At 60.8% G+C, this 14,856-nt stretch carries 11 protein-coding genes and 1 pseudogene; 6 read left to right on the top strand and 6 right to left on the bottom strand.

Annotation, left to right across the window (positions count from 1 at the left end):
- Positions 1–4: 4 nt before the first annotated feature.
- The gene (locus FIU81_RS16455; RefSeq protein ID WP_216644300.1) at positions 5–1,378 is read right to left on the bottom strand and encodes an FAD-dependent oxidoreductase; all 1,374 of its coding nucleotides are present in this window, start codon (positions 1,376–1,378) and stop codon (positions 5–7) included.
- Between the two features lie 118 nt (positions 1,379–1,496).
- On the opposite strand from FIU81_RS16455, the gene FIU81_RS16460 reads away from it, so the two are divergent.
- A complete protein-coding gene (locus FIU81_RS16460) occupies positions 1,497–2,525 on the top strand; it encodes a polysaccharide deacetylase family protein (RefSeq protein WP_124113307.1) in 1,029 nt (342 codons plus the stop codon).
- Positions 2,526–2,532: 7 nt separating this feature from the next.
- The gene (locus FIU81_RS16465) at positions 2,533–3,765 is read left to right on the top strand and encodes a glycosyltransferase family 4 protein (protein ID WP_254696071.1); all 1,233 of its coding nucleotides are present in this window, start codon (positions 2,533–2,535) and stop codon (positions 3,763–3,765) included.
- Here FIU81_RS16465 and FIU81_RS16470 read toward each other — a convergent pair.
- Complete coding sequence (locus FIU81_RS16470) at positions 3,755–5,020, bottom strand: nucleotide sugar dehydrogenase (protein WP_124113308.1); 1,266 nt, start codon at positions 5,018–5,020, stop codon at positions 3,755–3,757. The two genes, FIU81_RS16465 and FIU81_RS16470, sit on opposite strands and share 11 nt — an antisense overlap.
- A 314-nt stretch (positions 5,021–5,334) precedes the next feature.
- Between FIU81_RS16470 and FIU81_RS16475 the strand changes: the two are divergent.
- Positions 5,335–6,455: pseudogene (locus FIU81_RS16475) on the top strand (ISNCY family transposase); the annotation flags it as partial.
- Here FIU81_RS16475 and FIU81_RS17100 read toward each other — a convergent pair.
- The 4 genes from FIU81_RS17100 to FIU81_RS16490 all read right to left on the bottom strand — a co-directional run bounded on the left by FIU81_RS17100 (position 6,401) and on the right by FIU81_RS16490 (position 10,288).
- Entirely contained in the window at positions 6,401–6,673 is a 273-nt protein-coding gene (locus FIU81_RS17100; protein ID WP_124113310.1) for a nucleotidyl transferase AbiEii/AbiGii toxin family protein, read from the bottom strand. The pseudogene FIU81_RS16475 and the gene FIU81_RS17100 overlap by 55 nt on opposite strands.
- Before the next feature lie 1,353 nt (positions 6,674–8,026).
- Positions 8,027–8,167 carry a hypothetical protein gene (locus tag FIU81_RS16825; protein ID WP_172971519.1) on the bottom strand — a complete coding sequence of 47 codons (141 nt, stop codon included), beginning with the start codon at positions 8,165–8,167 and terminating at the stop codon, positions 8,027–8,029.
- 165 nt (positions 8,168–8,332) lie between these two features.
- On the bottom strand, positions 8,333–8,716 hold the full coding sequence (locus FIU81_RS16485; protein WP_124113312.1) for a hypothetical protein: 384 nt from the start codon (positions 8,714–8,716) through the stop codon (positions 8,333–8,335).
- Positions 8,717–9,052: 336 nt separating this feature from the next.
- Positions 9,053–10,288 carry a glycosyltransferase family 2 protein gene (locus FIU81_RS16490; protein ID WP_172971520.1) on the bottom strand — a complete coding sequence of 412 codons (1,236 nt, stop codon included), beginning with the start codon at positions 10,286–10,288 and terminating at the stop codon, positions 9,053–9,055.
- A gap of 213 nt (positions 10,289–10,501) precedes the next feature.
- On the opposite strand from FIU81_RS16490, the gene FIU81_RS16495 reads away from it, so the two are divergent.
- The 3 genes from FIU81_RS16495 to FIU81_RS16505 all read left to right on the top strand — a co-directional run bounded on the left by FIU81_RS16495 (position 10,502) and on the right by FIU81_RS16505 (position 14,856).
- On the top strand, positions 10,502–11,665 hold the full coding sequence (locus FIU81_RS16495; protein ID WP_124113316.1) for a glycosyltransferase: 1,164 nt from the start codon (positions 10,502–10,504) through the stop codon (positions 11,663–11,665).
- 77 nt (positions 11,666–11,742) lie between these two features.
- Positions 11,743–12,918 (top strand): glycosyltransferase family 61 protein, encoded by a 1,176-nt coding sequence (locus FIU81_RS16500; RefSeq protein ID WP_124113318.1) that lies wholly within the window; start codon positions 11,743–11,745, stop codon positions 12,916–12,918.
- Between the two features lie 3 nt (positions 12,919–12,921).
- Positions 12,922–14,856, top strand: a complete 1,935-nt coding sequence (locus FIU81_RS16505) for a glycosyltransferase family 2 protein (RefSeq protein WP_124113320.1) — start codon at positions 12,922–12,924, stop codon at positions 14,854–14,856.

Raw genomic sequence — 14,856 nt, forward strand, 5'->3', positions numbered from 1 at the left:
CGGCCTACGCCGCGGTCGAGCCGTCCTCTTGCCGTCGGGTCGGATCGGCGTCGCGGTCGAAGGTGTCCCGGTCACCCACAATGATGGACCTTGCGGCCTGCATACCCGCCAGCGTGGCCCAATCCGCACCGGGACGGTTCACATGATAGATCGCCGGTACATCGCGCAGCTTTTCGAACAGCCGGGTCCGGGTGGACGTTTGCTGCTCGCGCCAACTGGCTGCGGCATTGGTCCGGTCCAGCCGCAACACATACGCACCGGTCAGATTGGAGCGGTCGATCAGACCAGCACCGGCGGTTTCGGTCATCGCCAGCGCGATCTGCGCATCCTCCGATGCGTCGAACAGTGGATCGTTCCCGGCCAGAAAGAATTCGACGCACAGCGCCGTACGGCGTTGGGGCACCATGTCGCCCCCGAAGGCCGCGTAATTGACGACGCGCCCGGCCTTCAGCTTGGTGTCGTTAACCTCCAGCCAGGCGTGCGGGAACGCAGGCGGTCCGTCGAGCAACAGATAGACCAGAAGGACAGCGCGCTGTGCCGATGGGTCGGCGACGGGTGCCGCGTCGGCGTGGACCGGCAGAAGTGACCACAGACGTTCGACCGCAAGACCGGAAATGACGTTCGGATAGCTTTGCATCGTCACAGCGCGACCCTGCCGGATCGTCGCCGTCACGCCGCCATCAGGCTCTGGCACCAGTGCCAGAACCTCGGCTCCGTAGTCGATCCGGCCACCGCGCGCTGTCACGCGGGCGGCCAGCGCCTCGAACAACTGGCCGGTTCCGCGCAGGGGATGCCGCCAGACCTTCTGGCCTGCCATCCCGCCCCGCCGCGCCATTCTCAGGGCCTGCGCCGCTGCCATGCGACGGGAGGCATCGACGGGTGGTGGCATGTCCGCCCAGCCCTGGCCGCGAAACTTCTCCCAATAACCTTGCGCCAACACGCGCGCGAAATGCGGGCCGACCCGCCCGTGCCAATGCTCCTCGTAGGTGCGGGGCGACCGTAGAGCCGCCTGCGTCCATCCGGCGGCCAGTCCAATCCCGCCGCGCACCAGCCAAGCGGGCGGCATGCCCCGCGCCGGACCGCGATACCGGCCCGACATCTCTATGATCCGCCCGCCGAACAAAGAGCCGACACGATGGGGGTAGGGCCGATACTCATCCCCCAGAAGGTCATTCCATAGCGCATCGACCTGGGGGAACCGTGCATAAAGCTCTTTCCGGCCCAGATCGACGATGCAGTCGTCGAAGCGCGGAGAGCGCATCAGCCCACCGGCGCGGTCGCCCCGCTCGACCACCCGCACCGGCAGCCCCGCGTCACGCAGTGCAAGGGCTGCCGCAAGACCCGACGGACCTGCACCAATGATCAAGATTTCATCCATCTGGGGGAGAGAAGTCTGGGCGACATTCATGGCACCATGCCTTTGCTGCGTACGCCCGGTTCGGGACTTCGGCGTGGCCCCAAGGTCCTTCAAAGATGCGAGGAAATGAATCCTCCTTATGGATAGCCAACTGCCCTCTTACGCGGCGCGCGCCGCCGGTTTCGTGCTTTCTCTCGACCTGGAGCTGATGTGGGGCGTGCTGGATAGCTCGGCACCCGACGCCTACGCGCCGAACATCCACGGCGCGCGCAAAGCCGTGCCCGCGTTGCTGCATCTGTTCGCAGAGCACGGTATTCACGCAACCTGGGCGACCGTGGGTTTCCTGTTCTTCGACACGCGCAAGGCGCTGATGGACGCGCTGCCCGACACACGGCCTGCCTATCCCCGGCCCGGGATGAATGCCTATGCCCGCCTGTCCGGGATCGGCGCAAACGAGGTAGAGGATCCACTGCACTTCGGCGGCTCTCTGGTCCGCCGAATCGCAGCCTCGCCCGGTCAGGAAGTCGCGACTCACACGTTTTCGCACCTGTTCTGCTTTGATCAGCCGTTCGATCCGCAGGTGTTCGAGGCAGACATCCTGGCCGCCGTGCGCGCGGCCCACATGGCCGGGATCGACCTGCGCAGCATCGTCTTTCCGCGCAACCAGATCACGGAGACGGCGGTGTCGATCTGCCTGCGGCACGGAATTTACGTGATCCGGGGATGTGGTGTGCCGTGGTATGACCGGGCACGGGCGCGACGCGACGAGCGGATCGCACAGCGAGTGATGCGGATGACGCGCGCCTATGTGCCCTTCGATGCCAGCGGGCCGGTGCGCGTCGGGTCCTGCGGGCGTGCCGTGAACGTGCCGGCCAGCCGCCTTCTGCGACCCGCCGGACGCGGTGGCGCAGTAGCCATTCGGCGTCAGATCGCCACGATCAAGGCCGACATGACGCGCGCGGCGCGGACGGGACAAACCTATCACCTGTGGTTCCATCCCCACAATTTCGGCCGCAACCTGCCCGAAAACCTTGCGCTTCTGGATGCGATCCTGCGCCACGCAAACCATCTGGACGCCCTGCATGACTGGCCCTCGATGACGATGGCCGAGGCTGCCGATCGCTGGATCGAATCCATGCCGCCGATGCCACAACCCCGCACAGCGTGAGGCCGCCGTGACCCAGATCGACCACTCTCTCGCGCCGCAGCTCTCTGGATTGTCGCAGGTGACCGAACCGCCGATGGCACACGCGCGCGCCCGTATCGCCGTAGTCGCCAGCCTGACCTCATCCCTCATTGGTTTCCGCTACGAGCTGCTGCGCGAGTTGGCGCTGCGCGCCGATGTTCTCGCGCTGGCCCCGGACCATGACCCGCGCGCGGAAACGGCCCTTGCCCGCATCGGCGTCCGGTTCCAGCGCATCCCCATGGCGCGCACCGGAAAGAACCCGTTCCAGGACATTCTGACCTTGGTCGCCCTGCTGCACGCCTTTCGCACGTTCCGTCCGGACATCGTGCTGCCCTACACCATGAAACCGATCATCTATGCCGGGTTGGCCGGGCGCATCGTGGGCGTGCGGAAACGCGTCGCGATGTGTACGGGGCTGGGCTACCTGTTCGTTCAGGATGGCAGGCAAACCCTGATCAAACGCGCGCTGCGCCGCCTGTCGATGAGCCTTTATCGCGCGGCATTGCGGGGGGTCGACGACCTTATCGTCTACAACACCGCCGATGCCGACGAATTCCGGCGCAATCGGCTTGTATCGGACCAGACCCGTATCTGTCTTGTGCCGGGGTCCGGCGTGAACCTGACGCGGCACGCATTTCACGAACCCCCGCCTGGTCCGCCGGTTTTCCTTATGGTCAGCCGCCTGTTGTGCGACAAGGGGGTGCGCGAATACGTCGACGCCGCCCGACGGTTGCGCGCGATCCATCCCCATGTCCGTTGTCAGCTCTTGGGGCCCCATGACGCGAACCCGGCTGCGATCGGCGCCGGTGAACTGGCGGATTGGATCGAGGAAGAAGCCATCGAATACCTGGGTGCCACTTCAGACGTACGCCCCTATCTGCAAGACGCGTCGGTCTTCGTTCTACCGTCCTACCGCGAGGGTCTGTCGCGGTCCGTGCTGGAAGCCATGGCGACGGGGCGGGCCGTCATTACCTCGGATGCGCCGGGCTGTCCCGACCCCGTGACCGAAGGTGTGACCGGCTTTGTCGTTCCGGTGCGCGACGCCGCGGCCCTGGTCAATGCAATGGAGCGGTTCGTGTGTGATCCGGCTCTGGCGGACGGGATGGGCCGCGCCGCGCGGAAAAAGGCCGAACGACAGTTCGACGTGGCAGCGATCAATGCGATCCTGCTGGACCGGCTTGGGCTGGCGGATGTGCCAGCAACCAGAGCGGCTACAGCCTAAGGTCGCTTACGTCGCGGTCGATCATATTCTTCAGATCGTAGATGACGCAGGTTTCTGCCCCGAGCTGGCGTACCGAACCTGCGCAGAGGTCGCGGAAGGCATCGTGGGCTACCGCCAGAATGATACCGTCGTACTTGCCGCGCGACGGCGTCTCGACAAGGTCAAGCGCGTACTCCCGACGCGCTGCGTCCGGATCGGCCATCGGGTCATGAACATCAACGGCAACGCCGTAGTCCTGTAATTCCCTGACCACGTCCACGACGCGGGTATTCCGCAGATCCCTGCAATTTTCCTTGAATGTCAGGCCAAGAACCAGAACGCGCGCACCGCGGATCTGCACCCGTTTGCGTAACATCGCCTTGATCATCTGACCGGCGACGTAGGCGCCCATTCCGTCGTTGATACGACGACCGGCCAAAATGACCTGCGAATGGTGGCCGATCGCCTCTGCCTTGTGGGTCAGGTAATAGGGGTCCACGCCGATGCAGTGACCTCCGACCAGACCGGGATGGAAGGGCAGGAAGTTCCATTTCGACCGCGCCGCCTCGAGCACCGCGGTCGTGTCGATCCCCATCCTCCCGAAGATCATGGCCAATTCGTTGACCAACGCGATGTTCAGGTCGCGCTGCGTGTTCTCTATGACCTTCGCCGCCTCTGCCACGCGAATGGACTCGGCGCGAAAGGTGCCGGCGGTGATGATAGACGCGTAAAGGGCATCCACCGCATCCGCCGTCGCGGCATCGCTGCCGCTGGTCACCTTGACGATATCGGGCAGGCGATGCGCCCTGTCGCCGGGATTGATCCGTTCCGGAGAATATCCGCAGTGGAAGTCCGCCTTGTAGGTTAGGCCCGATACCCGCTCCAACACCGGCACGCAGTCCTCTTCGGTGGCGCCGGGATAGACGGTCGATTCGTAAATCACCAGATCGCCGGGCTTCAGGATCGCGCCGACCAGCTCAGACGCCCTGCAGATCGGGCCAAGGTCCGGTTGCTTGTGGGCGTTGATCGGAGTGGGAACGGCGATGATGTAGATTGTGGCGGCCCGCATGTCCTCGGGATCGTCACTGAAGGTCAGGTCCTGGCAACCCACCAGGTCTTCCTTTGACACTTCGCGCGTTCGGTCCTGACCTTCGCGCAATTCGGCGATCCGGGTCGGGCACAGGTCGAAGCCAATCGTTCGACGCTGCTTTCCAAAGGCCAGGGCCAAGGGCAGTCCGACGTATCCCAGCCCGATTACCGCGATAGGTCCATCCATTGTCAGCGGTTCCGTCATCGCACAGACCTTGATGAGATCGATGGTTGTCTTGTTCCAGCACCCTTTCTTGAGGCCGGGTGGCTTGGTTTCACGACTGATAGTCAACGAAAGGGGGAAACACCCTTGGATTGACTTGACCCTACCATGTTCTGTTCGCGTCAGATCTGCAAAATCGGCTACCTACCCAAACGCGCTACAATTTACATAATAAATGTTATTAGACGTTTTGTGTAGTTGCAAAGTTAGAATGTCCCACATCTGCAAAGTAGAAGTATCACACTTCCCTGTCGGGCAAGCAGGACTGGAGTGTGTCTGTGGGGCTGGTGATCATGAGCGAGCGCGAGCTGAACCGCATAGAAGTACTGAGCCAAGTGAGCCAAGACAGAATGACTGCCTCGAATGCGGCAAATGTTCTGGGATTGAGCCGCAGGCAGGTTCACCGGCGTTTGAAGACGTTCCAGTCAGACGGTCCGGCGGCGATCCGGCACAAGGCGCGCGGTCGGGCATTGAACAATAGGATTGATCCGGCGGTGCGGGAGGTTGCGGTCACGTTGGTCCGGGAGAACTACATCGACTTCGGGCCGACCTTTGCCGCTGAGAAGCTGCACGAAGATCATGGACTGAAGGTCTCGCGCGAGACCCTGCGCAAATGGATGCAGGATGCGGGGATTTGGCTGTCTCGGAAGCAACGCCGCACGTTCCACCAGCCACGCTTGCGGCGAGAGTGCTTTGGTGAGCTGATCCAGATCGACGGGTCAGATCATCACTGGTTCGAGGATCGCGGCCCGTCCTGCACCCTGCTCGTCTTCATCGACGATGCCACCAGCACGTTGATGCATCTGGAGTTCTTGATGTCCGAGAGCACGTTCAGCTATTTCGGCGCTCTGGAGGATTATCTGCATGAACATGGACGCCCTGTTGCGTTCTGTAGTGACAAACACACGGTGTTACGTGCTGCCCAGCAAGGCGCGAAGTGCGGCCACGGCATGCCCCAGTTTGGCAGGGCCTTAAATGAGCTGAACATCGAGATCCTTTGCGCCAATTCTTCCCAAGCCAAAGGTCGTGTCGAGCGCGCGAACCGCACACTACAAGACAGGCTGGTGAAGGAGCTGCGCCTGGCGGGCATCTCTGACCTGAAGGCCGCCAACGCCTTTTCCAGGGCTTCACGGAGCGTTACAATGCGAAGTTCGCCAAGACCCCACGCCGGACGGATAATCTTCACCGAGCGCTCAATGTCGAGCCGGACCGCTTACGGGATATCCTGTGCTAACGCGACGAGTGCTATATTGGGCAGCAGCTTGCCTTCTCCTACGACCGGCGCTGCATCATTTTCGAGCAGAACGACCTCTCGCGCACGCTGCCTGGCAAGTGTGTCGACAGCTACGAGTTCGCCGACGGCGTCGTGCGGATGAGGTCGAGGAGATCGTCGGGGCCGTCACCGGCGATGGCGCCGCTGGCCGCGACGAAATCAAGATCCTCCGACCAACGCCCCGACGCGTGACAGGTCGCGAGACAGGTCCCGCCGTGGAACATGCCGCGGCCCGCAAATGTGGGCCCTGTGCGGGAGATCCCATCGAGCAACGCGATCTGGCATTCTTGGGCGATCATCGCCCGCTCGGTGGCATCCAGGGGCTGCCTTGCACTCAAATCCATACCTGTCTCTCGTTTTTATCGTTTCTTTTCAGTAATATACCGGAGATGTAACGCTGTAACGGTTTCTGAGAGAGTGTGTCTTCGCGTGTGTGCGTGCGTGCGCGTACATGTATATATACATCTGTATACTGTTACATATAGATAAATAGATAATAAACCATTGTAAAGATTTATTTTTTTGCTGTAACAAGGCCGTAACGCAGGTGTAACAGTTGTTACAGCGTTGATTCCGAACAATAATTTTTCAGGAGATTTCAGGCGAAATCGGCGGATTCGGGCGAAAAACGCGAAAAGATGCAATTAAATCTGCCTTTGAGGCGCGTTTGGGCCATGAAAACAAGGCTGTTACATCGGCAAAAGTATTACCGGCCCGTTTTGAGGATGTTTCGGGGCCGATAACGCCATGATTCCTTCATAACCCCCACCGGATCCCCGATGATGGAGATCGTTCAATAGGGGACGACGTGCTGGAACAGGGTTATGAAAGACATGCGTAAACGCTGACCTGGGATGGAAAGGCCACCGCGGGGGCAAGGATCTTCGAAGCTGAGAGAGGCCGCCTTGATCGGATAGAGGATATCTCGAGAAAAGGTCAGGTCGCCGTGGGAAGGTGCGGGCGCCTTTGGGTGTGAGAGGTGGTCATCTCTGGGCAGAGGTCCCCGTACAGGTCATCGATCGCCATCCGGAGTCTGAGGGTTCCGGGAGGCCAAGGGTGTCCGGAGAGTCCATCCGTCGATCTTGAGATGCTCACGTGATCTGGTGCGAGGATCGCCAGTCCCAAGGCAAAGCGGGTGACCTGACGAAGCTCTGCTCGGGCCCCGTTGAAGGCCGCCGCGACCCACATCAGAAGCGCCCCCATTCAGTCAGATGACCTACCTTCGCCAGTCGATCTACGATTTTCACGATGTCAAAACGGGTTGCGTTCAACACCCCAGGGGCACGTTCATAACCCTAATTCGCGAGATTCATAACCCTGACGCGCGTCGTTGATTTTGTCGTTCGTCGGCGTTTTTTTGGGTGGGCGAAAAACGGACAGGTGGCGATATGCCGGTGGCATCACTTCGGCGGGGTGTGACCTGCCACAGGATTTTTTCTCCACCGTTCGGACGACACCTTCCACATTTTTGGACGGCTCTCATGCAAGCGTTCGAGGTCGTCTCCGATCTATGACGGGTGCTGATATCTATCCGGCGTCACCGGTCGATGTCGGCGCGTTCGAATTTGTGATCCGCGAAGCATGGCCCTCAACAAATAGTCGGCCCCATAGGCCTTTATGAAAGCCAGGATTTCCATGCACCGGGTCCGTCCGGTCGGGTCATTTCCTCTTTCGCCTGCACCTCGAACCGTTCCGCGTCAGGTTGCGGGACGGTATTCCTCATTGTTGGCCAGCAGCGCCCAGATGATACGCGCACTCGCCATTGTCCTCTGACCATATATGGATGGCCCCTTGGCAAGAGCTTTGTTCGGATTTGGCATTTGGTCGGTCGCGGTCATGTATACGGCGTCCAAGATGCAGCGCTCTGTGTAGCTGCGCGCCCTGATGAAGTCAGCCGGCGGGCGGGTACCGATCAATGGCACGCACTCGAAGGTGCTTCGGTCCGAACTGGGGTGAGGCCCGATCTGCCATCGGTCCGAAGATCGGGCCGAACGTCCGCTATTTTACCGTCTCTGTGCCATCCACTGCCCGGCAGGGTCTTGCGTGAGCCAAGGTCCCGAGAGGGAACTCCTGCTGCGCTTCACCGTCTCTGGGCCTGCCGGTGCAATACCGGCGGGCTGGTCTCGTGTGTCGCGCAGCTGATCGGACAGCATGTCCAGTGCTGGGCGCGCTGCATCGGGCATGTCGCATGCGGCGTCGAGAAGGCTATCGACGTCGTGGATGCCATTTGCAACGACTACCCCGAACTCTGCCAGGTGTGCGCGGATCGCGTTTACGATCTGCGTCCGCTGGCGGACCAGGAAGTGTCGCGCGTTGCGCCAAAGGCGCACCTCCGGCGCGACGTGATCGAGTGGGGCCGCCTGCCGTTCTGCCAACTTCACTGGCACGAAGCGCGTTCTGCGCCTTCAAATGATCTCCCGGATCATTCAATCCGCTGGCGCGGACCAGCTTTGACCCGAGCGCGAGCGCGTCACCGTTTCGCAGATCGCTTCGGCATCATTTCGGGACTTACTCGGCGCCACTGGCGCCACGGTCCCCTCCACCGTTCGTCTTGCCTCGCTTACATAAGGGCGGCATAGGCTGGTGGCATGAGCCGAACCTCATGACCCAAAGCTGTCGGCGACCGCGCCCAGTGATGGGCTCCGGCGCAGGCTTCCATGCCAACGAGGCTGTGGTCTGCCCTCTGAAAATTGGATCGCTTATAGCTGGAGCTTTTGGCTATTCTAGTGTCGGGCTAGGCGCTTTGCGTTGCGGTCAAAGATTTCGCGTAGGGCAGCGACGCTAGATCGCCACGGCATCAGGGTCTTCCACGTCGCCAGCGCCTTCCGGGCACGAAGGCCATCCTTTTCGCGACGTGCGATCTTCAGCTCATGTAGCAGCGGGCGAGATAACGGCACCAGAAGGTCGGACGGATCGTCACGATGCTGCGCGATGCCGCGTAGGCGACGGACCAGATCGGGGTCGTCGTGAACCTCGTCGATGCCATAGCGACACCCCAGCGCCTTGGATATGATGCGTCTCTCCTCTGCTGTCAGGGAAGTACTCGGCATCAAGGCAGCGCCCTCGTCCAGCGCGTCCAAGGCCACCGGCCACAGCTTCTTGCGGGCGGCGATGGTGGCCTTCTGAAAAAGAGCGCGCCGCTTTTCGCTTGGGTCCGTCAGAGGTGAGCCGTAGCGCGCATCTCCGCTATGATAGATATAAGCGCCCAAGGGCAGACTTTGCAGCAAGGGCCCGATCAGCATCTTGTCATGCATGATCCAACGGGCGTTGCGGTCGTTCTCGCCGTAGCGAAGGGCACTGGGGCCGCGGCTGCCGCGGTGCTGTCGCTGACGAAGAACAAGGCGATCAACGAAAACCGTTTTTCCTTGCGTCGCCACACCAAGGTGAAGGTAGTAGTCCACCGACGCCAATATGTCTCGACGAAACGGGCGCATGTCCTCGAGGGCAGCGCGTCGGACGAGAACGCATGGGTGGCCGGTAATGAAGCAATCTTCCATCAGCCTGACGAGGAAAGACCGATCATCTGGCGGCGGATAGGGCACGTCGGAATCAGAACCGGTATCCTCTTCGCCATCCTCGAACCGCGACATGCGCCCGTAGCTCATCACGCAGCGGGGGTCGGCGGCTAGCGGCTCAAGCAAGGCTTCCATGGCGTCCGGCGTGGCCAGATCGTCGTCGTCCATGATCCAGACGAAATCCCCGGTGGCATGATCCAGACCTCGGGCTATGGCGGCCAGTTTGCCCGCATTTTCCTGGCGCAGGTAAGTGACGCGATCACCGAAGGTGGCGACGACATCTGCGGTCTCATCCTTCGATCCGTCATCGACTACGATAATTTCGCGCAACTCTTGCGTCTGATCCAGGATCGACTGGATCGCAGCGGCAATGAAACCCGAACGCTCATACGTTGCGAGGATGACCGATATTCCGGCATGGCCGGTTTGTTCATTATGGGGCAATGTTCGATCCAATCCGTCGCGGGAAATCAAAGGCCCTTGTCCGTCCCATTCATTTTATGGAACGCCCGAGGAAACGTCGATTGATCGACCGCTAGCTAGCGACCACGCGGCTTTGATCAAGGGCGGTCGCTGGCGGATTCCTTCGGCGCCAGGAACAATGCAGGCGCAGAAATGCTTTAGGTACACCAGAACCGATGATCGGAACCTTTCCTCTTGCAGCCGTCCCGTCCCCTGAGTGTCTGCGTCGTAACGGACACCTTCCCTAAACTGTCCGAAACCTTCATTCTTAGCCAGATCGAGGAATTAAGGCAGTCCGGAGTCCAAGTCACGGTTGTCGCCGACCATGTCGCGCCAGCTACTGAAGAGACCCACCACTTGAACGTGGTCCGTCGCTGGAGCGCTGCCAGCCGGGCGGAGCCTCAGGTGCGGCGCTTGCCGTCTCGCTGGGCGGATCGAGGCGTGACCGGGTTGGATCGCGCATTCGGACGCAGGCTGATGGGTGTCGACGCGGTGATCTGCCATTTCGGAATGAACGGTGTTCGCGTCGCACGCACTGGCCACCGCATGTCAGGATTTCCGCCGATTATAACGGTGTTTCACGGCTTCGACGTAAGTATGGCGGCCCAGGATGGCACTCTGGATCAATATCATCCGCTGTTTACGCACCCCGGCCTTCTTCTGACCGTCAATCACCCCTTCCGCGAGACCCTGATCGGGGCTGGCGCACCGCAGGATCGAACCCGGGTGCATCACCTCGGCATACGGCCAGAGACAATTCCATTCCGCGACAAGGATTGGTCCGCGCCAATACGCTTCCTCTCCGTCGGGCGCTTGACCGAAAAGAAGGGCATCGACGTGGCCCTGCGCGCCCTTGGCCAGTTGCGCGTTGATCAGCCCGATTTGCATTGGCGATATGATATCATAGGCGACGGTGATCTGCGCGACACATTGGAAGCTTTGACGCGTGATCTGAACCTTTCGGAACTGGTTCGCTTTCGTGGCGCACAACCCCATGCCAGCGTAAGGGAAGCGATGGCAAAGGCTGACAGCTTCCTGCTTCCCAGCCGAACTGCCTCGACCGGCGATCAGGAAGGTATTCCCATTGTTCTGATGGAAGCGATGTCAGCCGGGCTTATTGTCGTCTCAACTCGCCATTCCGGTATCCCAGAACTGGTTCGAGATGGAGAGACCGGGCTTTTGGCTGATGAGAACGACGTCAGCGACCTTGAGCGCAGTCTGCGGCGGGTGTTCGAAGACAGGGTCGCACTTACATCGATGACAAACGCGGCGCGCCGCACCATCGAGACCGAATTCCACGCAGACCGTCAGAACGCCGAGCTTGTCGGTTGGGTCGAAGAACTTGCAAGGAACAGATAAGCATCGCGATCGCTTCAACAACGAGACCGTGATCATTCGCTTGAATCATCACGACAATAGGAAAAGGCCAAACGGGAATGCTGAACAAGTTCACGGACACGGCGCGTCGCAAGGCCATTGGTCTATGCGAACAAGGTGTCAGGAATGGCCTGCCCCCGAAGATGTTCGGCTGGCGTTGGGTGCGAGAGGAGACCTTGCGCGACTATTTCACCAGCGGCGGACAGGGTGATCTGACCGTCGTTCATACGCATGCGCGCGCCTCGAACCCCTTGCCCGTAAACATCGACACCCCCCTAAAGCTGTCCGACGATCCGGACTGGTTCGGCTATTCTCAGCGCGATGTGCTGTCGCGCGACAGTGGCGAGACACTGATTGCGACTGTTCCAGACGCGCGTGTCGTTTCGTTCACCGATCAGCCGCGCAACCGCTTTTGGCCGACCATCATAAACCATCGCGACAAGGCATTCGAAATCCGGGAAATGCGTTTTCGTCCCGGCCACGGTGAGATGTTGCGTACCGTCGGCAAGCCGCGCCACCTGGACCGCGCGACCTGGTTCACCGAACGGGTCTACAACAACTACTCCCACTGGCTTAGCGCCCATCTGCCTAAGCTTTGCCTTCTGGCGCAGCGCAACGAGATGGATGGGCTCTTGCTGCCCGAAAAGCGTCCGGCTTTCATCGACGCATCACTGCGCATCCTTGGTTTCGATCCAAATGCTTTCGAGACCCATGGCGCGGGCGGCGTCATTGAGGTCGACCGACTGACGCTTTTGGAAACAGACCGCTTTCGCCCGGAATTGTTGCGCCCCGTGCGCGACATGATGAGACATACGCCTGATCGCGCCCCATGGCGGCGTGTCTTCATCAGTCGTGCGGCTGCTGACATCCGGCGTTTGGAAAACGAGGCCGAGTTGGTGCCGATGTTGCAAGCCGCCGGGTTCGAACTGGTTGCAATGGAGGATCTGAGCTTCGATCAGCAGGTGCAGCTGATGGGCGAGACCAGCGTGCTCATGGCTCCGCACGGCGCAGGGCTGACCAACATGATCTTTTGCGCACCTGGCACGCAGGTCGTGGAAATCGCAGAGCCAAGTTACCCAAACCCCAACTTTTATGCGATCGCCGTAGCCATGGGGCTGGATTACTGGAAAGTCGACGGTGCCTTCGCGGGCAGCGCAGACGTTCATCGACTTGACAGAGACCTGAAGGTTGATACGGCGAACATTGATGCCGTTCTGAAAGCGATGGCGGGTTAAGTCATGCGTATCTCGGTCATCATCCCGGTTCACAATGGCGCGGCCTTCCTGCCTCAGACTTTGCGATCTGTCTTGCATCAAGACCGTCCGCCGGACGAGGTTATCGTGGTCGATGATGGCTCGAAGGATGACAGCGCCGATATCGCGGAACGCTTCGACACGCGGATCTCGGTTATACGAGGGCATTATGGTGGGGCCGCAGCGGCCCGCGTCGCCGGTGTTGCACAGGCAACCGGGGATGCGATCATGTTCATGGATGCCGACGATTTGTTGGGGATCGGCGTCATGGCTGCACTATCGGACAAACTGGCCAAGAACACCGAGGCCATCACCTGCTGCGATTGGATGCGATACGAGCAGATCGGTGCCACTTGGCAGGCACGTCCTGCTTCTTGCGCGCCGCGCCGCCCCGGTCAAAGCGCTTTGGCCGCCTGGCTTACCGGGTGGTATCATCCGCCCTGTTCTGTCCTGTGGTCTCGCGCTGCATACGAAGCCTGTGGTGGTTGGGATCCCGAGATATTGGTCAACAACGACGGCGACTTGATGATGCGTGCGTTGGCCGGCGGTACTGACCTGGTCCACACGCCTATCGGCACATCTTACTACCGACGGCTCCCGAACGGAGCCGTGTCTTTAAGTGGACGACGGTTCACGAAAGAAGGCTTGGCCTCTCGGTTGCGCGTGCTCGACGGGCTTTCGGCGATATTGGAGCCGGTGGGCTTTCCCGACGGAGCGCGTCCTGCCCTTGCCGAAGCTTACGGAAACATTGCAGGCGATGCCGCTGCCGTGGGGTTCGATGAACTGGCTGCGCAAGCTGCCGAGAAGGATCGCCAACACAGGGGCACGCCTGCGCTGGCGTTGCGCCGCAAGCGGGCAGACCGTGACCGGCGACGCGCGCGAGTGAACACGACTGCTCCTTTGATCATCACCGAAGACGAAGCGCCGCCCGTCGTCGCCGGTCTGGAAGCGACACCAGCCAACGGACCGCGCGTCACGGTGGTCATTCCCGCCTACAACCGCGCGGCGCTATTGAAGCGCGCGATTGATACAGTCCTGTCGCAGGATTTCGCGGACTTCGAAGTACTGGTGATCGACGATGCCTCGACTGAAAACCTTGCTCCAGTTATCGAAAGCTACGACGACCCGCGGCTGCGCTGTATTCGTCAAAGCCGTAACCAGGGAGTCGCTGCAGCACGCAACCGAGGCATCGTCGAAGCGCGCGCGCCTTTGATCGCGTTTCTGGATTCTGATGATGAATGGCTGCCGGGTAAGTTATCGGAGCAGGTCGCGGCAATGGATGCCGCCTCTCCGCGCGTTGGGATGTCCCATACAGGCCTGATCGAAAAGGGCTCGGACGGCACGGATACTGAATTCCGGCCTGTGCCATCGCGAAATGTGTGGGCCGAAATCCTGCATAGAAACATCGTTCACTATGGCACGAGCAGCGTCATGATCCGCCGCGACGTGATCGATACGACCGGCGGCTTTGACCAGGGCCTGCCAGCGATCGAGGATTGGGACATGTGGATCCGCATCGCGCGCTTCTATGAGATATTGCCCCTGCCGCAGCCGCTGATGATCTACCACGACGAAGCCCCGGCCGACCTACCTGACGACGACAAGCGCTCACGCGATTTCGCGGCGAACATGGTTGCCCGGCGCATGCTGATCGATCGCTACGGAGACGAGCTGCTACGCGCCGGTACGCTTCATCGCACGCATCTGGACAACGCACGTCGCCACCTTGAGATGAAGGGCGGGCACCAGAAAGATGCCATCGTGCATTTGCTCAAGGCAATCCGTCGCAAGCCTGCGTCTCCACGCCTTTATGCCTGGCTTGCCTTCTCCGGTCTGCCACCGAGCATACGGCAGAAGGTATTCCCCACCCTTGCCCGGCTGCGGACTCGGCTTCCCGAAAGTCTTTGGGCTGACAGGTAG

Origin of the sequence: Palleronia sp. THAF1 (assembly GCF_009363795.1) — a bacterium.
In the GTDB taxonomy this organism is placed as follows: domain Bacteria; phylum Pseudomonadota; class Alphaproteobacteria; order Rhodobacterales; family Rhodobacteraceae; genus Palleronia.

Bases quoted from the DNA above. Each gene is read 5' to 3' on its own strand.
- FIU81_RS16505 (WP_124113320.1), top strand. From the start codon at position 12,922: ATGCGTATCTCGGTCATCATCCCGGTTCACAATGGCGCGGCCTTCCTG.
- FIU81_RS16470 (WP_124113308.1), bottom strand. From the start codon at position 5,020: ATGGATGGACCTATCGCGGTAATCGGGCTGGGATACGTCGGACTGCCC.
- FIU81_RS17100 (WP_124113310.1), bottom strand. From the start codon at position 6,673: ATGGATTTGAGTGCAAGGCAGCCCCTGGATGCCACCGAGCGGGCGATG.
- FIU81_RS16460 (WP_124113307.1), top strand. From the start codon at position 1,497: ATGGATAGCCAACTGCCCTCTTACGCGGCGCGCGCCGCCGGTTTCGTG.
- FIU81_RS16500 (WP_124113318.1), top strand. From the start codon at position 11,743: ATGCTGAACAAGTTCACGGACACGGCGCGTCGCAAGGCCATTGGTCTA.
- FIU81_RS16455 (WP_216644300.1), bottom strand. From the start codon at position 1,378: ATGGATGAAATCTTGATCATTGGTGCAGGTCCGTCGGGTCTTGCGGCA.
- FIU81_RS16825 (WP_172971519.1), bottom strand. From the start codon at position 8,167: ATGACCGCGACCGACCAAATGCCAAATCCGAACAAAGCTCTTGCCAAG.